The sequence below is a fragment of the Microcella sp. genome (assembly GCF_046296455.1).
In the GTDB taxonomy this organism is placed as follows: Bacteria; Actinomycetota; Actinomycetes; order Actinomycetales; family Microbacteriaceae; genus Microcella.
On record NZ_JBKBLF010000001.1, the window covers coordinates 210,005 to 228,288 of the forward strand.

Genomic DNA, 18,284 nt, shown 5'->3' on the forward strand with positions numbered 1-18,284 from the left:
CAAAAAAAGACCCCTCGCGCACCCGCCAGAGCCCGGTTACCCTTGCTGCATTTCTGCCCTGGGGGAGTTGGCCTGGATGGCGCCACGCGAGGAGCCGCTATCAGTTTACCGGTAGGATTCAGTCTCGTCGCCCCCGCCCTCGCAGCGGGTGCCGCCCAGGAGAATTCGCCTAGTGGCCTATGGCGCACGCTTGGAAAGCGTGTTGGGTGCAAGCCCTCGGGGGTTCGAATCCCCCATTCTCCGCCATCGCACCGCTAATCGTCGGGGTCGCTCGGGTCGAGAGGCTCGTGGTGGTCGAACGCAGCCGACCCGCGCCTCCAGTACCCGTTCACGGCGTACTGGGTGCGGGGCAGCGCGAGCTCGTGCTTGAGCCAGCGGCGCACCTCCGCCATCACGGACGCTTCGCCGGCCGCCGTCACGTAGGTGGCCTCGTCGACCTCGAGCGCCCGCAGCCGTGCCAGCAGCCGCTCGGCGCTGGGCTCGACCTCGACGGTCAGATCGCTGCGGCCCGACTCGGTGACCAGATACTCGGCGGCCTGCGCCGTGCCGGGCCCGTCGAGCACGAGCACGTCGACACGCGTCGTGGCCGGCACCTCGCGCGCCCACCGCGCTGACGTCGGCAGCGCCGTGGCGTCGGCGATGATCAGGATGCGCGCTGCATCCTGCACGGCCGCCTTGGTGCCGCGCGGCCCCACGAGCACGAGCTCGGCCCCGGTGGCCGCCGCGCGCGCCCAGTCGCCCAGCGGGCCCGGCTCGGGGTGCAGGGCGATGTCGAGGGACAGCACGACCCCGGCGTCGGTGCGCTCGATGCGCACAGGAGTGAGGTCGCGCCCGTGGGCGGGCTGCTCGGGCCGCACGATGCCGTCGGCATCGGGGCCGACCGCGACGGGCGCGATGAGCTCGCCCGTCACCGGGTCGGGCACGAACGCGCGCACGTGGTCGCTCGGGCCGTCGCTCTCGAGGTCGTGCAGCTCGGGCCCGGTCACCCGCAGGCGCAGCATCCCGTCAGCGATCATGCCGGCGTCGACCACGGTCGCCCGCCGCGCGGTGAAACGCAGCCGGCGCCCCGGCCGCGCGAAGGGGCCTGTGTGCTCGGGGCGGCCGCCGCCCGCGCTTCCCGCCGGTCGGGGCGTCACGCGCCGCCGCCGTCGACGCGGCGCTCGGGCAGGATCGCCACGAGGTCGGCGTGCACGAGTGTGCCCTCGTCGAGGTAGGCGGCCATCACCTGGCGAGCCGGGCGGCTCTGGGGGTCGGGGAAGGCACGCTCCCACTCCCGGTTGATCGCCGCGCGGTCACGGTAGTCGAGCACCCAGAAGGTGATCTTGATGATGTCGTCCATCGAGCCGCCGACCGCGTCCATGAGCTCGCGAAAGCGGTCGAAGAGCAGCACCACCTGCTCGTCGAGCGTCTCGGGGGTCTGCTGCGTGACCGGGTCGCGCCCGGCCAGCACCCCCGAGTACACGTGCGGACCGATGCGCGACGCGGCCGGCACGGGGTTTCGGTGGGTGAAGCCCGAGATCTGGATCGCCTGCCGATCGCTCATGGGCGCGGCTCGGCGATGACGGTGTTCTCGATCGCGCCGAGCCCGTCGATCTCGGCCCGCACGACGTCGCCCGGCTGCAGGAACCGCCCGGTGGGTGCGCCGATGCCCGCCGGGGTGCCGGTGGCGATGACGTCGCCCGGCATGAGCGTCATGACCTGCGTGAGGTAGGCGATCTGCTCGTAGATGTCGTAGATCATGTCGTCGGTGCGCCAGTTCTGACGCTCGTCGCCATTGACGCTCAACCGCATGCCGAGATCGAGCGGGTCGTCGATCTCGCTGTCGGTCGTCAGCCACGGGCCCATCGGCCCGTGCGTGTCGAACGACTTGCCGAGCGTGAACGTGGGCGACCGCTTCTGCAGCCAGTCGCGCACCGAGACGTCGTTGACGACCAGGTACCCGGCGATCACCGAACGCGCCTGCTCGACCGCGACGTGGCGGCAGCGGCGGCCGATGACGACGCCGAGCTCGATCTCGTAGTCGAGCTGGTCGCTGATCTCGGGTTTGATGATCGGATCGAACGGCCCGGTGATGCACGAGACCTGCTTGTTGAACCAGAACTGGTTCTCGGGGATCGTGATGCCGGCCGCTCGCGCCTCTTCGGCGTGCTCGCGATAGTTCATGCCGATGCCGAGATACTTCTGCGGATCGTCGATCGGCGGCAGCAGCCGCACGGCGTGCAGGTCGAAGCGCGGGCCGTCGGCGGCGGCGATCGCGGGTTCGAGGTCGACGAGAGCGGGCAGCAGCGCGCGCAGCGATGACCCGACCCCCGGCACGGCCGAGACGTCGACGACCGTATCGCCGTCGACGCGACCGATACGCGCGGGCTCGGTGCCGATGTGGAATCGTGCGAGCCTCATGCCTCAGTCCCGTGCCCGGCGCCGTTGTCGACGCCGCCGTGAGCGCCGTTCTCCGACGGCAGCGATCCCCAGACCTGCTCCCCCGTCGGCGTCATCTGAAAGCTCACGAACCGCCAGGCGCCGTGGGCATCGCGCCGCAGCACCTGTGTGGCGACGCCCGACAGTGTGCGCTCGCTGCCATCGGGATTGCGCAGCCGGTTCGTGAGCGGACCGGTCATGATCGCGACATCGCCCACCATGCGGATGGCCAGCTCACCGCGCACGGTGTTCAGGTACGGCCGGCGGGTGGCGAGGTGCTCGAGCAGCTGAGCCTTGCTGTGGGTCACGCCCGGTGCATGGATGTGCACCAGCTCGTCGTCGAGCAGCCCGGCGAGGGCATCCACGTCGACCGCCACGAGGGCGTCGCAGCGGCGGCGCTCGACGTCGATCAGTTCGGCGCGAACCGCGGCCGAGGGCTCGTCGACTTCGGTCATGCTCGATCCTTCCTTCACCCTCGACGTCGCGTCAGCCACGGTTCGCCGGCTCGTTCCACGTGCGGAACCCGGTCGCCTCGTTCGACTCGAAGCCCGGGCGCGGCTGCCCCACCAGCCGGTGGTAGCCGCTGAACAGCTCGTCGGCCTCGGCGAGCGGCAGCACCTGCTCGATGTCGTCGAAGGGCTTGCCATCGGTGCGCTCGGCCACCCAGCGGCGAATGACCTCGTAGCCCTCGCCGCGCATCGACATGACGATGCGGTTGACGGGCTCGCGCCGTTCGGCGTCGTACGCGACGAAGGCCTCGTGCGGGTCGGCGTGCGCGGCGAGCTTCTCGGCGACGACGCGCGCGTCGAGGAACGCCTGGCACACGCCGTTGCCACCGCGCGGGAACATCGCGTGCGCGGCGTCGCCCAGCAGCACGACGCGCCCGTCGACCCAGGTGTCGAGCGGCTCGTGGCGGATCAGCGGGAACAGATACACCTCGCGCGCATCGCGCATGAGCTGCTGAACGTCGAGGAAGGGGATGTCGACCGTGTCGTAGAGCGGCACGATCTCGTCGACCGTGCCGGTCTGGTTCCAGTCTTCGACCGTCTCGTCGCGCTCGTACTCGACGACCCAGTTGATGAGGTCGAGCCCGCTGCCCTCGAAGTCGTGAGCGATCGGGTAGATGATCATCGACGAGATGCGCGGGTCGCCGATGTGCAAGATGGTGTGGCCGTCGCGGAACGGCTCGCGCAGCGTCGTGCCGCGGTACATCGTGATGCCCGAGTAGTGCGGCTCCGACTCCGTCGGGTGCATCTGCTGACGCACGGCCGACTTGATGCCGTCGGCGGCGATGACCGCGTCGTGCCGCACCGACTCGGTGCGGCCGTCGCGGTGCTCGAGATGCAGCGTCACGCCCTCGGCATCCTGCTCGTAGCGCACCACGCGTGCGCCGAGGATGATGCGGTCGTCGCCGCCCATGCGCTCGACGAGCGCGCGGTAGAAGAGCATCTGCAGGTACCCGCGGTGCACGAAGCGCTGCTCGTGCAGGTACCCCATGTGCACGCCGCACTTCTCGGCGTAGATCTCTTGCCCGTAGTGGTTGAAGAAGATCGAGTCGACCGCGTCGACCGACATCGCCCGAAACTCCTCGAGCAGACCAAGCTCTTCGATCTCTTTCGTGCCGTAGACCTTGATGTCGACGCCGACGCCGAGCGGCTTGAGCTCGGCGACCGACTCGTACACGGTCGGGGTGATTCCCTGCTGCAGCAGGCGCAGGGCGGTGACGAGGCCTCCCGGGCCCGCGCCGATGATCGCGATGTCAGTCATGAGTGCGTCTTTCGTTCGTCGTTCGGTGAGGTCGTGGGGGTGGGATGCCCGGCGCGCGCGAGGGGCGCACCGTCGGGGTCGACGCCGTCGTCGCGCAGCACCTCGGCGAGCAGCCGCTCGGTCGAGAGCCAGGCGCGGCGAGCGCTGCGCGCGTTGTAGCCGAGCACGGGGTGCTGCGCCGCCCGCGGCACCGCGGGATTCGTGAAGGCGTGCTTCGTGCCGCTGTACAGGTCGACCTGCCAGTCGAGGCCCGCGCTGTCGAGCCCGTCGACGAGCGTGCGCCGCTGCGCCTCGGTCGCCATCGGGTCGTCGGCACCCGTGCAGACGAGCACCGAGGCGTCGCGGCGCGCGGCATGCCAGCCCGGCTCGAGCAGGTCGAGTCCGCCGTGCACACTGACGACACCGCGCAGGTCTGCTCCGATGCGCAGCAGTTCGAGGGCCGTGGATCCGCCGAAGCAGTAGCCGACCGCCGCCACGCGCCGGGCGTCGATCTCGGGCAGCGATCGCGCCGCGGCGAGCGCCGCAGCGGCCCGCGCGTGCCATCGCGCACGGTCGTTCGCCATCGCGCCGATGAGCGGGCCGATCTCGTCAACCGTCGACGGCTGCCGGCGCCCTCCCCAGACATCAGCTGCGAAGACGGCGTAGCCGAGGGCGGCGTACTCGTGCGCCCACTCGATCGCGAGCTCGCCGAGCCCGAAGGCGTCGTGAAAGAGCAGCACGGCGGGCAGCGCGGCCGCACCCTCGGGCGCCACGAGCATCCCGATCATCTCGGTGCCGTCGTGGTCGTACGCGACGTCGCGCGCTCCGATGGCGCTCATCGCCCGCCCCCGCGAGCCGACGACGCGCGGCGGCGGTCCGCCGTCAGTCGACGTGCGTGCGCCGGAACCAATCGGTCATGAAGTCGAGGAAGACCTTGACGCGCTCGGGCGTCTGCCCGCCCGGACCGTGCACGGCGTACAGCGATCGGGACTGCACGGGCGATTCGGGCAGCAGCTCGACGACGGCCCCCGACTCGAGCGCCTTGCGCGCCGACCGTCGCGGGATGATGCCGATGCCGTGCCCCGACTCGACCAGCTGCTCGATGACGAGGTAGGCATTGGTCGCGACGATCGGGTTCTGCACCTTCACATGCGCGACCTCGCCGTCGACGAGCAGGCGCCAGGTCGCGTCGCTCATGTGGGCGAGCAGATCGTGCTCGGGCAGCTCGGCGATCGACTGCGGTGTGCCCCGGCGCGCCAGGTACTCGGGCGACGCCGCCAAGAAGAACGGCAGCTCGGTGATGCGGCGCACGCGCACCCGCGAATCCTTCGGATCCCGCGCATGGAAGGCGACGTCGAAGCCCCGGTCGAGAAAGTCGTACGGCCGATCGGAGATGCCGCCGAGCTCGAGTCGAACGCGCATGCGCGGATGCTCGTGCACGAATCCGCCGATCGCGGCACCCAGGTCCATCAAGCCGATCCACTTCGGGCTGATGACCGAGAGCACCCCCTCGGCCGTCACCTGCCGACCCGTCAACCGCTCGTCGGTCTCTTCGATCTCGGTGAGGATCCGATCGGCGAACTCGGCGTAGGTCTGCCCGGCCTCGGTGAGCGTCACCGAGCGCGGTGTGCGATTGACGAGCCGCACCCCGAGGTTCTCCTCCAGGTCGGCGACGTGCCTCGAGACGAGCGAGGGCGAGATGCCCAGTTCTTGCGCCGCTCCGCTGAAGGTCGATGAGCGCGCGACGGCGGCCAGCGTGCGCATGACCACCAGTCGATCCACGTCGATCTCCTTCCCGCTCGCGAGCGTCGGGCGCCATTCTACCGAGGGCCATGAGGGCCGATACCGGGCTCATCACGACTCCACGGGCGCGACCTCGGCCGCCTTTTCGCGAAAGGCCTGGCGGCGCGCGCGGCGCTCTTCACGACCGTCGGGGTGCGACGAGGGAGTCGCCCCGAGCAGCCGCCGCGTGTAGGGGTGCTGCGGCGAGCGGAAGATCTGCTCGGTGTCGGCGAGCTCGACGAGCCGGCCGGTCGACATGACCCCGACCCGATGCGCGATGTGGCGCACCAGGCCGAGGTCGTGCGCGATGAAGAGGTAGCTGACCCCGGTGGCCATCTGCAGGTCGGCGAGCAGGTTGATGATCTGCCCCTGGGTCGACAGGTCGAGCGCGCTCACCGCTTCGTCGCAGACGACGAGTCGCGGTTGCAGCACGAGCGCGCGCGCGATGGCTACACGCTGCTGCTGGCCGCCCGAGAGCTCGTTCGGAAAACGCTGCAGGTGCTCGCGCGTGAGCCCCACCATCTCGAAGGCCTCGAGGCTGCGCGAGCGCAGCTCGACGCGATCGGTCACGCCGTGGCGGCGCAACGTGGTCTCGATCGCGTGCGAGACCAGGTGGCGGGGGTTCAGCGAGGCTGCGGGGTCTTGGAAGACGGCCTGCACCTGGCGCCGGTAGGCGAGCGGGGCACGGGCGCCGTCCTCGGCGACGTCGCGACCGTCGAACACGATCGAGCCGGACAGAGGGGCGACGAGGCGAAGGATGGCCTTGCCCACGGTGCTCTTGCCCGAGCCCGACTCGCCCACGAATCCGAGAGTCTCACCCGGGGCGATCGTGAAGGTCACATCCTCGACCGCCGGTACCACCGTCCGGCGGCCGAGGAATCCTGCGGGGGCCTCGTACCCGACGCTGAGGCCGCGCACGTCGAGCAGCGGGCTGCCCGTCGGGTGCTGATCGAGCGTCATCGGCCGGCCTCCTCGGCGTCGAGCAGGTCGATCTGCCGATCGATCTCCATGCGCAGTTCCCCGTCGATCGTCACGAGCCGGCCGCCGCGCGATGCATCGGCCGGGTTCGCGGCGAGCAGCGAGCGCGTGTAGAGGTGGCGGGGCTCACTGAAGAGCGTGGCGACGGGCGAGTCCTCGACGATGCGACCGCGGTACATCACGGCCGCCCGGTCGCACGTCTCGGCCACGACGCCGAGGCTGTGGGTGATCATGAGCACCCCCATGCCGTACTCGTCGCGCAGGTCGAGGATCAGGTCGAGCACCTGCGCCTGGGTCGTCACGTCGAGCGCGCTCGTCGCCTCGTCGGCGATCAGCAGCTCTGGGTCGGCGGCGAGCGCCATGGCGATCGCGACGCGCTGCGCCATGCCACCCGAGAACTGGTGGGGGTAGTCGTCGAGGCGCGACGAGGCGTTGCGCACCCCGACCCGCTCGAGCAGCTCGATCGCGCGCGCTCGCGCCTGCGCCCGGTTCATGCCCTTGTGCAGGCGCAGCGGCTCGGTCAGCTGCATGCCCACGGTGTGCACGGGCGAGAGGGCGTTCATCGGGTCTTGGAACACTGCCGCCATTCGCGTTCCGCGCACGTGGGTGAGCTCGCGCTCGTGCCGGTGCGCGAGCTCTTCGCCGAGCAGCAGGATCGATCCGGAGGCGAGCCAGGTGCTCGGCGGCAACATGCCGAGCACGGCACGGGCGAAGGTCGACTTGCCCGAGCCCGACTCGCCGAGCAGTCCGACGATCTCGCCCTTCGCGACCGACAGGCTCGCGTTCTTGACGATGCGGGTCTGGCTGCCGTCGGGCTGGGCGAGGGCGACGCTCACGTCGCGGGCGTCGAGCACGAGATCGGCGCTCGGCCCGGGCGCGGCCGGCGTGCCGGCCGCGGTGGCGGTCTGCTCGCTGGCCGCGGCGCGAGCGACGCGCTCGACCTCGGCCTGAGCCAGGCGCAGCCCCAGTCGTGGCAGCCGTCGGCGTTCGCCCGTGAGCGCGTCGTTGAGACCGTCGCCGAAGACGCTGAACGCAAGCACGGTGAGCACGATCGCGATGCCCGGAGGCCACGTGAGGTGGGGGGCCACCGCCTGGTTGTCGAGCGCGAGGCTCAGCATCGCACCCCAGGTCGGCACCTCAGAGGGCAGGCCGATGCCAAGAAAGCTCATGGCCGACTCGATCATGATGGCTGATCCGAGGAACACCGAGCCCTGCGTCACGATGGGCCCGACGAGGTTCGGCAGGATCTGGCCGAAGATGATCTGTCGTCGCGGCAGCCCGGCGACCTCGGCGGCTTCGACGTAGAGCTTGTTGCGCTCGACGAGCACGACGGCGCGCGTCATGCGGGCGAAGAGGCTCGCTCCGATGAGGCCGATCGCGAACATCAGGATGATGATGTTGCGCCCGAGGATGGCCACGACGGTGATGCCGATGAGCATGCCGGGCAGTGCCTGCGCCATGTCGACGAAGCGCATCCCGATGCGATCCCACCATCCGCCGTTGAAGCCGAAGATGAGGCCCAGCGGAACCCCGATCACCGCCGCGATCATGACGGCGCCGAGAGCCACGAGCAGCACGATCTGCGCGCCGAAGATGAGCCGGCTGAGCTGGTCGCGGCCGAGGTCGTCGGTTCCGAGCAAGAACTGGGCGGACGGCGGCTCGAGCACATTGTCGAGGAACACCTGCGTGGGGTCGTACGGCGCGATGACGGGCGCGAGCAGCGCCGTCGCCGCGAGCAGCACGATGAACAGCCCGGCCACGATCGTCGCCGGCTGCTTGCGCATGCGCGACAGGATGCGACCGGCGTTCGTCGAGTGGCGACGACCGTCGTCGGGGTCGGAGATCTGGATGACGGAGGTGGTGGTTTCGCTCATGAGGGACGCGACTTCGGGTTCAGGAGGCCATAGCTGACATCGAGGATGAGGTTGACGAGGATGACCATGATCGCGATCAGCAGCACACCGCCCTGCACGACGGCGAAATCCTTGCCCGTGACGCTGCGCAGCATGAGCGCGCCGATACCGGGGAAGGCGAACACCTTCTCGACCGAGAAGCTCGCGCCGAGCATGATGCTGATCGTGAGGCCGGTCGAGGCGAGCACGGGGACCAGGGCGTTCTTGAGGCCATAGCGCATCACGACTCGGCGGCGAGGGACCCCGACGGCGGTCAACGAGTCGATGTAGCGCGATGACATCGTCACGGCCATCGCCGTGCGGGTCTGCCGAGCGATGAGGGCTGCTCCTCCGATGCCGAGTGCGATCGAGGGCAGGATCAGCCCCCGCAGCCAGCCCGCCGGATCGACCGCGAGGGGCACGTACGAGACGACGGGGAAGAGCCCGAGCTGCACCGCGAAGACGAGCAGCAGCACGATGCCGATCCAGAACTCGGGCAGCGACATCGAGACCGAGCTGAACGCGGTGGCCGCGCGGTCGCGGATCGAGCCGGGCTTCGTGCCGCCGATGATGCCGAGGGCGAGACCCAGCACGACCGAGATCACCATTCCTCCCGCGATGAGCGAGAGCGTGGCCGGCAGTCGCTCGGCGAAGAGCTCGAGCACGGGTCGGCCCGAGACGAACGACGTGCCGAAGTCGCCGCGGAACAGACCGGCGTAGTACTCGATGAGCCGTTCGAAGAAGGGGCGATCCAGCCCCAGCTGCTGCTCGAGTCGCGCGATGCTCTCGGGGTTCGCGGCGACGCCGAGGATGGCGGCCGCCGGACTTCCCGGCACCAGATAGGTGAGCGTGAAGACCAGGAACGACAGGAGCAGCAGCTGGGGAACCGCCAGGGCGAGGCGGTAGAGGATGAGCTTGAGCATCAGTGACCTTTCTCGACTCGCCCTGGCTTCTGGATCTCGATCATCAGGATGCGGGCGTCAGCTCGCGGTAGTTGACCGACTTGGGCTCCCACGGCTCGTTGGGCGCGTCGACCGCCGAGACGGTGTCGGCGTTCCACGCGAGAACCTCGACGCCCCGCAGGTGCGCGCAGGTCAGGGCTTCATCCGAGATGATCTTCGTGACCTCGGCCCACAGGCCGGCGGCCTCCTCCGAGTCGCCCGCCGCGATCGCGGCCTCGGCGGCCGCGCTCAGCGCGTCGCTCTCGACGCCCGAGGGGTTGCCCGGAGCATCGGCGGCGAACCAGGCGCTGTACCACTCGAAGGGCGTCTGCTCTTCGTTGCTCGACAGGCCGAGCGGGTAGCGGCCGCTGTTCCAGGTGCTGTTGTACTCGGGCGGCGACAGCTCGGTCACCGTCACCGCGATGCCCGGCAGCGCTCCCGCGATCTGCTCCATGTAGACGGTGATCTGACGACCGTTGTACGGCGCGGCCACCATCTCGGCGGTCACCGCCGGGCTGCCCGCGGCGGCGAACAGCTCACCAGCCGCTGCGGCATCGGTCGGGTAGCCCTCGATGTCGGGGTTGTAGCCCAGCTCGCCCTCGGCGAAGTGCTGCGTGGCGGGCTCACCCTCACCGTCGACCTCGACCCACTGGGGCACGTCGATCGCGGTGCACATCGCCTGCCGCAGCTCGACCGACTCGAAAGCCCCGCCGGGGCCGCGGTCGAAGAAGAACAGGTTGTTGCGAATGGCGGGGTACTGCAGCGTGTCGATCGAGGTGCCCTCGAAGCGCGAGAACACCCGCAGCTCTGAGTCGGCGACATCGATCTCTCCGCTCACGAGGGCCGCCGCGACCGCCTCGGGGTCGGTGATCGCATACAGCTCGACATTTGCGAACCCGGGCTGCTCGCCCCAGTAGTCGGCGTAGTTCGAGAACACCATGCGGGTGCCGATGACCGAGGCGTCGACGTCGTAGGCCCAGGGCGAGGTGCCCACGGGGGCCTGGGCGATCGAGCCGTCGGCGATCGCCGCCGGGCTGCCGATGGGCAGCACGCGCGACGTGAGCGTGGTCGGCAGCGACGGGGTCGGGCCGGTGAGGTTGAGCTGCACGGTGAACTCGTCGACGACGTCGACCGACTCGACGACCTGCAGCGGACCGGAGTAGGCCGTGGCGCTGTCGCGCACGAGCTCGACGTTGGCCTTGACCGCCTCGGCGTTGAACGCCTCGCCGTCGTGGAAGGTGACGTCATCGCGCAGGGTCAGGGTGAGAGCGTCATCGGTGAGCTCCCACTCCGTCGCGAGCCACGGCTGGATCGAGCCGTCGTCGCCGCGTGCGAGCAGGGTCTCGTAGGGGATGCGGAGGGGACCGCCCTCCATCTCTTGACCGGGCGACCAGTTCTCGGGGAACTGGCCGAAGTTGACGCGCAGGGTCGCGTCGCTGACCGTGGGCTCCTCCGGCTCAGCCGTGGCCGTGCATCCGGCCAGGAAGAGGGCGGCCGCCGTCATCGGCACCACCGCCTTCAACAGCACTGACTTGCGTGGCATCGTTGCCTCCTTGCATCGTGGCCGTGGTGTCCAACAGGACGTCGGCGTCTGTGGGGTGTCTGTCACGGTAGCCAGCGGGGGGCGCGCCGCGTACGCCGGAACCCGCAACATAACTGTGCACGATCGTGGGGGTGCCCTCGACGCCGTGCTGTCTAGGGTGGGAGCCGCCCCCATCCAGAGAGCAGGAAGCACCATGCCCGTCGTCGACATCAACGTCCACCACCTGCCCGAAGATCTCTTCACCAACGAGAAGATCCTCAACGGCTTTCTCACGAGCGCCCCGCGCGGCTTCGGCGAGATCGCATCGGTCGGTGAGACCCCCGACGGACGCAAGCAACTGATCCTCGAGAAGCCGAAGGGCTTCCAGAACCTCAACTACGTCGACGGCGACTACTCGGCCGAGGCGAAGCTCGCCGCCATGGACGAGGCCGGCGTCGACTACGGCATCATGCGGGTGCCCGTCTGGCAAGAGTGGCTGGGGGTCGAGACCTGCCGTGCCGTCAACGACAACGCCTACGAGATCGTGCAGCGCTCGAACGGCCGACTGTTCTCGACCGCGGCCGTGCCGCCGTGGGGTCGCAAAGAAGACCTCTACGAGCTCGAGCGCTGCGTCAACGAGCTCGGCGTCGTGGGCGTGCAGATGGCGTGCCACTACGGGCAGCTCTACCTCGACGACGAGGTCTTCAAGCCCTACCTGTCGGTGCTCGACAAGCTCGGCCTGCCGGTTATCGTGCACCACACCCCGCTGCCGGTCGAGTGGAAGTCAGTCATCGACTACACCAACCTTCGTCGCGAGTTCGGCCGGGTCGTCGACCAGGCCACCGCCGTGGGCCGCGAGCTCTTCAGCGGCATGTTCGACGAGTTTCCGAACCTGAAGTTCATCCACACGATGATGGGCGGCAACTGGTTCGCCAATGCCGACCTCATGACGCCGCACGCCACGGTGAAGAAAGAGGCGCTGGACCGTCTCGACCCCACGGGGGGCGAGAAGATCCGGCAGTACCTGCAGAACAACATCTTCTTCGACATGACGCACCCGCACTCGTGGGGCAAGCACCAGGTCGAGGCCGCCGTGAAGATCAGCGGCGCCGATCACTACCTGTTCGGCTCGTCGTTCCCCGTGTTCTACAGCTGGATGGGCCAGGGCGTCGAGTTCATGAAGAACGAGATCGAGGTCTCCGACGCCGATCGCGAGCTCATGCTCTACGGCAACGCCAAGCGCCTGTTCAACCTGCCGATCTGAGCACCGCGATGGCCGACCGCACCGACGACGACATCGATGGCTTCTTCTCGACCGCGCGCGTCAGCGCGCGCGACGAGGCCGTCGAGCTGGGTCGCGAGAGCTTTCGCGATCACCTCTTCGACCACGCCGACCCGGCGCTCGCTCCCTGGCGCGGCCTGACCTACGAGCAGTTCACCGAGGCCCGCCACGACAACGCCTTCCTGCAGCAGCTGCTCGCCGACTGGAACACCCTCTACGAGCAGCCGTTCGTGGGCATCACGGTCGATGGCGTACCGCAGCCGGGCCTGTACGCGCTGCCCGCCTCGGGCACCGCCGACCCCGCGCTCGTCTCGGCCGCGCGCCGATTCCTCGACGCGCTCGACGACGAGCAGCGCGAGCAGGCGTGCTACGCGGTCGACGCGCCCGAGTGGCGGGCCTGGAGCAACCCCGAGTTCGTCTTTCACCGGGTCGGTCTGCGGCTCGAAGACCTCGCCGAGGGCATCGTCGACGCCGTGCACGAGGTGCTGCGGGCGGCCTTCAGCCCGGAGGGCTACGACCGGGTGCGCGAAGCGATGGCGCTCAACGGGTTCCTCGGTGAGCTCGTCGACCTGCCGCTCGTGATGAACGATCGCAGCTACTGGTTCTCGATCTTCGGCCGCCCGGCGATCGACGAGCCCTGGGGCTTTCAGATCTTCGGCCACCACCTCGCGGTCAACTTCTTCACGGTGGGCGGACGTGAGGTCATTGCCCCCGTCTTCATCGGTGCCGAGCCGGCTCTGAGCGACGATGCCCGCCCGCCGATCTTCGACGATCGCGAGCGGCTCGCGATTCGCCTCGCGAGCTCGCTGACGCCCGAGCAGCGCGCCCAGGCCGTGGTGTTCAGCTCGGTGCTTGACCCGGCGATGCCCGAGGGCCGACTGCACCCGGCCGACGAGCGGCATGTCGCCGGCGCGTTCCGCGACAACCGCGTCGTTCCGTACGAGGGAATCCGCGCGACAGCCCTCGACACCGGCCAGCGGGCGATGCTGCGCGAGATCGTCGAAGACTTCCACCTGCTGCTCGCCCTGCCCGAACGGGCGGCGACGATGGCCGAGTTCGACGCGCACCTCGGCGAGACTTGGTTCTCGTGGTACGGGGCGACCGATGGCTCACAGCCCGTCTACTTTCGCATCCACAGCCCGGTCATCATCGCCGAGCTCGACAACCATGCGGGCGTCTGGCTCGCGAACCGGCTTCCGGCACGGTTCCACGTGCACAGCACGCTACGGCTGCCGAACGGCAACGACTACGGTCGCGCGCTGCTGCAGGCCTGGCGCGAGCGGCAGAGCGCCTAGCGGGCGATGCCGACGATGCTCTCGAGAAATCGGGCGAGCGCCGGGTCGCTCGCGGCGCCCGCTCGCACGAGGGCCAGGGCCCGCAGCGGGGCAACGGCGGGCGCGAGCGCACGACGCTCGACATCGAACCGCTGCAGCGCCGACGGCTCGTGCGCGGGCCCGGCGTCGGGAAGGATCGCCCACCCCAGGCCGGCCTCGATGATCGGGATGCCCGCCTGGATGGTCTCGGTGGTGCGCACCCGCCCCGGCTGCACCCGGTGGCGCCGCAGCGCCGCGAGCACCGCTTCAGGAAGACTCGGCACGGCGGCCGTGCTGCGCGGCAGTACGAGGGTCTCACCCTCGAACGCCGTGAGCGGCACAGGATCGCCGGCCCCCGTTCCGGGCGGCAGCACCGCGACGAGCGGCACCGGCCCGAGGTCGATGATGTCGAGCTCACCGCGATGGCGACGGGCAAAGCGGCTCGCATCGTCGACGATGATGGCCGCGATGTCGACCGCGCGGCGGTGCAGTTGCTCGATCGCCTCCCACGGCGGAGGATCGACCACGCGCACCTCGACGTCGGGGTGCTCGCGGGCGTGCGCTCGCAGCCACAGCGGCACGCAGCGCCACGAGAGCGCGGGAACGGCCGCGAGGGTGAGCGCGCCGGCCGCCCCCGCACTGAACCGGCGCAGCCCGAGCACGAGGTCATCGGCCTCGCCGAGCAGGCGGGCTGCCGAGTCGAGCACGAACCGCCCCGCGCTCGTCGGGGTGACGCCGCGCGCGCTGCGCACGAGCAGGGCGGCACCAACCTCGGCCTCGAGCTTCTGGATGGCGACGCTCAGGGCCGGTTGCGAGAGGTGCAGCTCGGCCGCGGCGGCGGTGAGCGAACCGGTCTGCGCGGCGGCGACGAAGTACCGCAGCTCGCGAAGTTCCATAAGCAGAGCATACTCTCAGGCTGGCTCCATAGGCCGAGACTATGGCAGGCATGACCGACCGGCAGTACCGCGCGGCGGGGATGGCGCGCAGGCTGGCGGCATCGCATCCCGAACCGTCTGGAGGCCCTGATGCTGCCCACGACCAATCACACGCCCCCCTTCGTGATCACCCGCGCGAGCCACGTGGCCCTCTCGGTGACCGACCTCGAGAAGAGCCGCGACTTCTACCGCGACGTCATCGGGCTCGTCGTCACCGACGAGACCGACGACACGGTGTACCTGCGCGGTCTCGAGGAGGCTGCGCACCACAGCCTCGTGCTCGAGCGCGGTGACGAGGCGACGGCGCTGTGCGTGGGGCTGCGCGTGCGCAGCGACGCCGACATCGTCGCCGCCGAGAAGCACTTCACCGCGACCGGCATCGAGCACGAGCGCATCGAGCGCGACCACCAGGGCCCGACCCTGCGGTTTCGCGACCCCGTCGGCACGCACATGGAGCTGACGAGCTCGATGCAGACCGTGCCGCGCAAGATGCAGCAGTACCACGAGTTCGTCGCCGGGGCGCCTCAGCGGCTCGACCACTACCAGGTCGTCACCTACGACGTGCAGACCGCGACCGACTTCTGGACCGGGCTCGGCATGCGCATGTCGGAATACACCGCCACCGACGGCACCGACGAGCTCTGGGGCACCTGGATGGAGGTCAAGGGCAACACCCACGACCTCGTCTTCACCAACGGCCGGGGCCCGCGCCTGCACCACTTCGCCTACACCGTGCCCGACGGCCTCGCCCTGCTGCACGCCGCCGACGTGGCCGGCTCGATGGGGTTCGGCGACGAGATCGATCGCGGGCCGGGCCGGCACGGCATCAGCAACGCGCTGTTCCTCTACCTGCGCGACCCCGACCAGCACCGCATCGAGCTCTTCACGACCCACTACCAGTTCATCGATCTCGAAGACGAGCCGATGCGGTGGGACGTCAGCAACCCGCGCCGTGCGCAGCTGTGGGGCATGCCCGCCTCGAACCGCTGGTTCTTCGAGGCCAGCGAGTTTCCCGGCCAGGCCGTGCGCGAACCGCTGCTGACGGCCACACCTCCCACCCTCGAGGCCTACCTCGGGCTGCACTGACCCGCATCGCTAAGGAGACTCATGACCTCGCCGCACCCGCTCGACCCCGCCCTGCGCGAGCGCCTGCTCGCCGCCCCCGTCGCCGCCCTCTCGGCGCAACTGCGGGCGCGCGGCATCCAGGGCGTCTCGATCGAAGGCGTGCGGCCGCTGCGACCGGGCGCCCGGCTCGTCGGCGTCGCGAGAACACTGCGCTATCTGCCGCTGCGCGAAGACCTCTTCGCGAGCCACGGCGGCGGCTACAACGCGCAGAAGCGACTCTTCGACGACGTCGATGCGGGCGAGGTCATCGTCATCGAGGCGCGGGGCGACACCCGGTCGGGCACCCTCGGCGACATTCTCGCCGCCCGCGCCGTGGCGCGCGGTGCTGCCGGCATCGTGACCGATGGCGGAGTGCGCGACCTCGATGCCGTCGCGGCGATGCCCCTCGCCGTCTTCGCCGCGGGCGGCCACCCGGCCGTGCTCGGGCGCGTGCACGTTCCGTGGGAGCACGACGTGACGATCGCGTGCGGGGGCGCCGCAGTGCAGCCCGGCGATGTCATCGTCGGCGACAGTGACGGCGTCATCGTCGTGCCGCGCGCCCTCGTCGACGAGGTGGTCGAAGCGGCTCTCGCCCACGAGCACGAAGACGCCTGGGTCGCCGCGCGCGTCGCCGAGGGCCACCCGCTCGAGGGGCTGTTCCCCCTCAACCCCGAGTGGCGCGCGCGGTACGACGCCGAACGCAGCGACCGAGCGAAAGGCTGATCCCGCATGCTCTCCCCCGACCTCATCGCATCGCTCGGTGCCGAGCTGGCCGAGGCCACCCGCACGAGGTCGGTGCTGCCGCGCATCACCGCGCGGCACCCCCACGCGGCGGTGGAGGACTCGTACGCGATCCAGCGCGCCTGGCGCGACCGGCGCCTCGCCGATGGCCACCGCATCGTCGGGCGCAAGATCGGCCTGACCTCGCGGGCGATGCAGCTGGCCACCGGCATCACCGAGCCCGACTACGGCGTCATGTTCGACGACACCGTCTGGCACGACGGCGACGCGATCCCGACCGAGCGCTTCGCTAACACCAGGCTCGAGGTCGAGCTCGCCTTTTTGCTCAAGGCCCCGCTCGCAGGCGAGGGTCTCACGATCGACGATGTGCTCAACGCGACCGAGCACGTGACGCCCGCCCTCGAGCTGCTCGACTCGCACTTCGAGCTCGAGGGGCGCACGATCGTCGACACCATCAGCGACAACGCCGCCTACGGCGGGCTGATCCTGGGCGGCCGTCCCGTCGGCCCGCGCGAGGTCGACCTGCGCTGGATCGCAGCGACCCTGAGCCGCAACGGCGAGATCGAAGAGACCGGGGTGGCCGCGGGCGTGCTGGGACATCCCGCGCTCGGCGTCGCCTGGCTCGCCGCGAAGCTCGGCCAGCACGGCGATCGGCTCGAGGCCGGCGAGTACATCCTGGCCGGGTCGTTCACGCGGCCGGTCTGGTTCGCCGCCGGCGATACGGCCGTCGCCGACTACCGCGATCTCGGGAGCATCTCATGCCGCTTCGTCTAGCCCCCACCCTGCGCGACCGCTTGGCCGCGACCGACCGCCCGCTCGCCGGCATGTGGCTGTGCACGGGCAGCCCGCTTGTCGCCGAGATTTTGGCCGGCGGTGAGCCCGACTGGGTGCTCATCGACATGGAGCACGCGCCCCTCACGCTCGAGTCGGTAGCGGCGCAGCTGCAGGCGATCGCCGCCTACGACACCACCCCCGTCGTGCGCGTGCCCGCGAACGACCCCGTCCTCATCAAGCAGGTGCTCGATCTGGGCGCCCAGTCGGTGCTCGTGCCCATGGTCTCGAGCGCCGATGAGGCGCGCGCGGCGGTCGCGGCCGTGCGCTATCCGCCGCTCGGGGTGCGCGGTGTGGGTTCGGCCCTCGCGCGGTCGGCCCGCTGGAACCGCGTCGAGGGGTACCTCGCCAATGCCGACCGGTACACCGCGCTGTTCGTGCAGATCGAGACGGCCGCGGGTGTTGCGGCTGCCGCTGAGATCGCGGCCGTCGAGGGGGTTGACGGCGTGTTCGTGGGGCCGAGCGACCTGGCCGCATCCATGGGCCTCATCGGGCAGCAGTCGCACCCGGAGGTCGTGGCGGCGGTGCGACGCACGTTCGAGGCGGTGCGGGATGCGGGCACTCCGGTCGGCGTCAACGCGTTCGATCCGGCTCTTGCGCGGCAGTACGCCGCCGACGGCGCCCGCTTCGTGCTCGTCGCGGCCGATGTCGCGGTGCTCGCGCGCGCCTCGGAGCAGGTCGCGGCCGAGTGGAGGGACCCGAGCGCAGGCCCGACCCGCGCGTCGTACTGACGCCGGCGGGCAGGGGGACGACAGCCTCCGCTGCATCATGTATCGTTTGTCGATAGATATCACCCGAC

At 70.1% G+C, this 18,284-nt stretch carries 17 protein-coding genes, 1 tRNA gene, 1 other RNA gene and 1 pseudogene; 7 read left to right on the top strand and 13 right to left on the bottom strand.

Annotation, left to right across the window (positions count from 1 at the left end):
* Window positions 1–2: 2 nt before the first annotated feature.
* An RNA gene (ffs, locus tag ACK4HH_RS00980) (signal recognition particle sRNA small type) lies at window positions 3–99 on the bottom strand.
* Window positions 100–158: 59 nt separating this feature from the next.
* On the opposite strand from ffs, the gene ACK4HH_RS00985 reads away from it, so the two are divergent.
* Window positions 159–246: transfer RNA gene (locus ACK4HH_RS00985), tRNA-Ser, on the top strand.
* Window positions 247–254: 8 nt separating this feature from the next.
* Here the strand turns inward: ACK4HH_RS00985 and ACK4HH_RS00990 are convergent.
* The 11 genes from ACK4HH_RS00990 to ACK4HH_RS01040 form a co-directional block, all read right to left on the bottom strand.
* Entirely contained in the window at window positions 255–1,136 is an 882-nt protein-coding gene (locus ACK4HH_RS00990; protein ID WP_409647383.1) for a siderophore-interacting protein, read from the bottom strand.
* Window positions 1,133–1,543 (bottom strand): RidA family protein, encoded by a 411-nt coding sequence (locus ACK4HH_RS00995; protein WP_409647385.1) that lies wholly within the window; start codon window positions 1,541–1,543, stop codon window positions 1,133–1,135. Before ACK4HH_RS00995 ends, ACK4HH_RS00990 begins: the two co-directional genes overlap by 4 nt.
* Window positions 1,540–2,400, bottom strand: coding sequence for a fumarylacetoacetate hydrolase family protein (locus tag ACK4HH_RS01000; RefSeq protein WP_409647387.1), 861 nt, complete (start codon window positions 2,398–2,400; stop codon window positions 1,540–1,542). The genes ACK4HH_RS00995 and ACK4HH_RS01000 overlap by 4 nt, the downstream gene beginning before the upstream one ends.
* On the bottom strand, window positions 2,397–2,873 hold the full coding sequence (locus ACK4HH_RS01005) for a YybH family protein (protein ID WP_409647389.1): 477 nt from the start codon (window positions 2,871–2,873) through the stop codon (window positions 2,397–2,399). The genes ACK4HH_RS01000 and ACK4HH_RS01005 overlap by 4 nt, the downstream gene beginning before the upstream one ends.
* A gap of 31 nt (window positions 2,874–2,904) precedes the next feature.
* Window positions 2,905–4,185, bottom strand: a complete 1,281-nt coding sequence (locus ACK4HH_RS01010) for an FAD-dependent monooxygenase (RefSeq protein ID WP_409647391.1) — start codon at window positions 4,183–4,185, stop codon at window positions 2,905–2,907.
* Window positions 4,182–5,003: a dienelactone hydrolase family protein gene (locus ACK4HH_RS01015; RefSeq protein WP_409647393.1), complete on the bottom strand. Its 822-nt coding sequence runs from the start codon at window positions 5,001–5,003 to the stop codon at window positions 4,182–4,184. The genes ACK4HH_RS01010 and ACK4HH_RS01015 overlap by 4 nt, the downstream gene beginning before the upstream one ends.
* 43 nt (window positions 5,004–5,046) lie before the next feature.
* Window positions 5,047–5,946 (bottom strand): LysR family transcriptional regulator, encoded by a 900-nt coding sequence (locus ACK4HH_RS01020; protein ID WP_409647395.1) that lies wholly within the window; start codon window positions 5,944–5,946, stop codon window positions 5,047–5,049.
* A 72-nt stretch (window positions 5,947–6,018) separates the two neighbouring features.
* Window positions 6,019–6,906 (bottom strand): ATP-binding cassette domain-containing protein, encoded by an 888-nt coding sequence (locus ACK4HH_RS01025; protein WP_409647398.1) that lies wholly within the window; start codon window positions 6,904–6,906, stop codon window positions 6,019–6,021.
* Window positions 6,903–8,798, bottom strand: a complete 1,896-nt coding sequence (locus tag ACK4HH_RS01030; RefSeq protein ID WP_409647400.1) for a dipeptide/oligopeptide/nickel ABC transporter permease/ATP-binding protein — start codon at window positions 8,796–8,798, stop codon at window positions 6,903–6,905. Before ACK4HH_RS01030 ends, ACK4HH_RS01025 begins: the two co-directional genes overlap by 4 nt.
* Entirely contained in the window at window positions 8,795–9,739 is a 945-nt protein-coding gene (locus ACK4HH_RS01035) for an ABC transporter permease (protein WP_409647402.1), read from the bottom strand. Before ACK4HH_RS01035 ends, ACK4HH_RS01030 begins: the two co-directional genes overlap by 4 nt.
* A gap of 43 nt (window positions 9,740–9,782) precedes the next feature.
* Window positions 9,783–11,300 (bottom strand): ABC transporter substrate-binding protein, encoded by a 1,518-nt coding sequence (locus ACK4HH_RS01040; RefSeq protein ID WP_409647404.1) that lies wholly within the window; start codon window positions 11,298–11,300, stop codon window positions 9,783–9,785.
* A gap of 193 nt (window positions 11,301–11,493) precedes the next feature.
* On the opposite strand from ACK4HH_RS01040, the gene ACK4HH_RS01045 reads away from it, so the two are divergent.
* Window positions 11,494–12,543 carry an amidohydrolase family protein gene (locus ACK4HH_RS01045; protein WP_409647407.1) on the top strand — a complete coding sequence of 350 codons (1,050 nt, stop codon included), beginning with the start codon at window positions 11,494–11,496 and terminating at the stop codon, window positions 12,541–12,543.
* Window positions 12,544–12,551: 8 nt separating this feature from the next.
* Complete coding sequence (locus tag ACK4HH_RS01050; protein ID WP_409647410.1) at window positions 12,552–13,856, top strand: DUF3500 domain-containing protein; 1,305 nt, start codon at window positions 12,552–12,554, stop codon at window positions 13,854–13,856.
* On the opposite strand, the gene ACK4HH_RS01055 is transcribed toward ACK4HH_RS01050, so the two are convergent.
* Complete coding sequence (locus tag ACK4HH_RS01055) at window positions 13,853–14,770, bottom strand: LysR family transcriptional regulator (protein ID WP_409647413.1); 918 nt, start codon at window positions 14,768–14,770, stop codon at window positions 13,853–13,855. The genes ACK4HH_RS01050 and ACK4HH_RS01055 overlap by 4 nt on opposite strands.
* Before the next feature lie 129 nt (window positions 14,771–14,899).
* Here ACK4HH_RS01055 and hpaD point away from each other — a divergent pair, with 129 nt between their 5' ends.
* The 4 genes and pseudogenes from hpaD (at window position 14,900) to ACK4HH_RS01075 (ending at window position 18,216) form a co-directional block, all read left to right on the top strand.
* Entirely contained in the window at window positions 14,900–15,895 is a 996-nt protein-coding gene (gene hpaD, locus ACK4HH_RS01060; RefSeq protein ID WP_409647416.1) for a 3,4-dihydroxyphenylacetate 2,3-dioxygenase, read from the top strand.
* Between the two features lie 39 nt (window positions 15,896–15,934).
* A pseudogene (locus tag ACK4HH_RS01065) lies at window positions 15,935–16,636 on the top strand (hypothetical protein); the annotation flags it as partial.
* A 6-nt stretch (window positions 16,637–16,642) separates the two neighbouring features.
* Window positions 16,643–17,428 carry a fumarylacetoacetate hydrolase family protein gene (locus ACK4HH_RS01070; RefSeq protein ID WP_409647419.1) on the top strand — a complete coding sequence of 262 codons (786 nt, stop codon included), beginning with the start codon at window positions 16,643–16,645 and terminating at the stop codon, window positions 17,426–17,428.
* Complete coding sequence (locus ACK4HH_RS01075; protein WP_409647421.1) at window positions 17,413–18,216, top strand: HpcH/HpaI aldolase family protein; 804 nt, start codon at window positions 17,413–17,415, stop codon at window positions 18,214–18,216. The genes ACK4HH_RS01070 and ACK4HH_RS01075 overlap by 16 nt, the downstream gene beginning before the upstream one ends.
* Window positions 18,217–18,284: the final 68 nt, after the last annotated feature.

Coding starts and splice junctions, on each gene's coding strand:
- ACK4HH_RS00995 (WP_409647385.1), bottom strand. CDS start 1,543: ATGAGCGATCGGCAGGCGATCCAGATCTCGGGCTTCACCCACCGAAAC.
- ACK4HH_RS01000 (WP_409647387.1), bottom strand. CDS start 2,400: ATGAGGCTCGCACGATTCCACATCGGCACCGAGCCCGCGCGTATCGGT.
- ACK4HH_RS01005 (WP_409647389.1), bottom strand. CDS start 2,873: ATGACCGAAGTCGACGAGCCCTCGGCCGCGGTTCGCGCCGAACTGATC.
- ACK4HH_RS01010 (WP_409647391.1), bottom strand. CDS start 4,185: ATGACTGACATCGCGATCATCGGCGCGGGCCCGGGAGGCCTCGTCACC.
- ACK4HH_RS01015 (WP_409647393.1), bottom strand. CDS start 5,003: ATGAGCGCCATCGGAGCGCGCGACGTCGCGTACGACCACGACGGCACC.
- ACK4HH_RS01025 (WP_409647398.1), bottom strand. CDS start 6,906: ATGACGCTCGATCAGCACCCGACGGGCAGCCCGCTGCTCGACGTGCGC.
- ACK4HH_RS01030 (WP_409647400.1), bottom strand. CDS start 8,798: ATGAGCGAAACCACCACCTCCGTCATCCAGATCTCCGACCCCGACGAC.
- ACK4HH_RS01035 (WP_409647402.1), bottom strand. CDS start 9,739: ATGCTCAAGCTCATCCTCTACCGCCTCGCCCTGGCGGTTCCCCAGCTG.
- ACK4HH_RS01040 (WP_409647404.1), bottom strand. CDS start 11,300: ATGCCACGCAAGTCAGTGCTGTTGAAGGCGGTGGTGCCGATGACGGCG.
- ACK4HH_RS01045 (WP_409647407.1), top strand. CDS start 11,494: ATGCCCGTCGTCGACATCAACGTCCACCACCTGCCCGAAGATCTCTTC.
- ACK4HH_RS01050 (WP_409647410.1), top strand. CDS start 12,552: ATGGCCGACCGCACCGACGACGACATCGATGGCTTCTTCTCGACCGCG.
- ACK4HH_RS01055 (WP_409647413.1), bottom strand. CDS start 14,770: ATGGAACTTCGCGAGCTGCGGTACTTCGTCGCCGCCGCGCAGACCGGT.
- hpaD (WP_409647416.1), top strand. CDS start 14,900: ATGCTGCCCACGACCAATCACACGCCCCCCTTCGTGATCACCCGCGCG.
- ACK4HH_RS01070 (WP_409647419.1), top strand. CDS start 16,643: ATGCTCTCCCCCGACCTCATCGCATCGCTCGGTGCCGAGCTGGCCGAG.
- ACK4HH_RS01075 (WP_409647421.1), top strand. CDS start 17,413: ATGCCGCTTCGTCTAGCCCCCACCCTGCGCGACCGCTTGGCCGCGACC.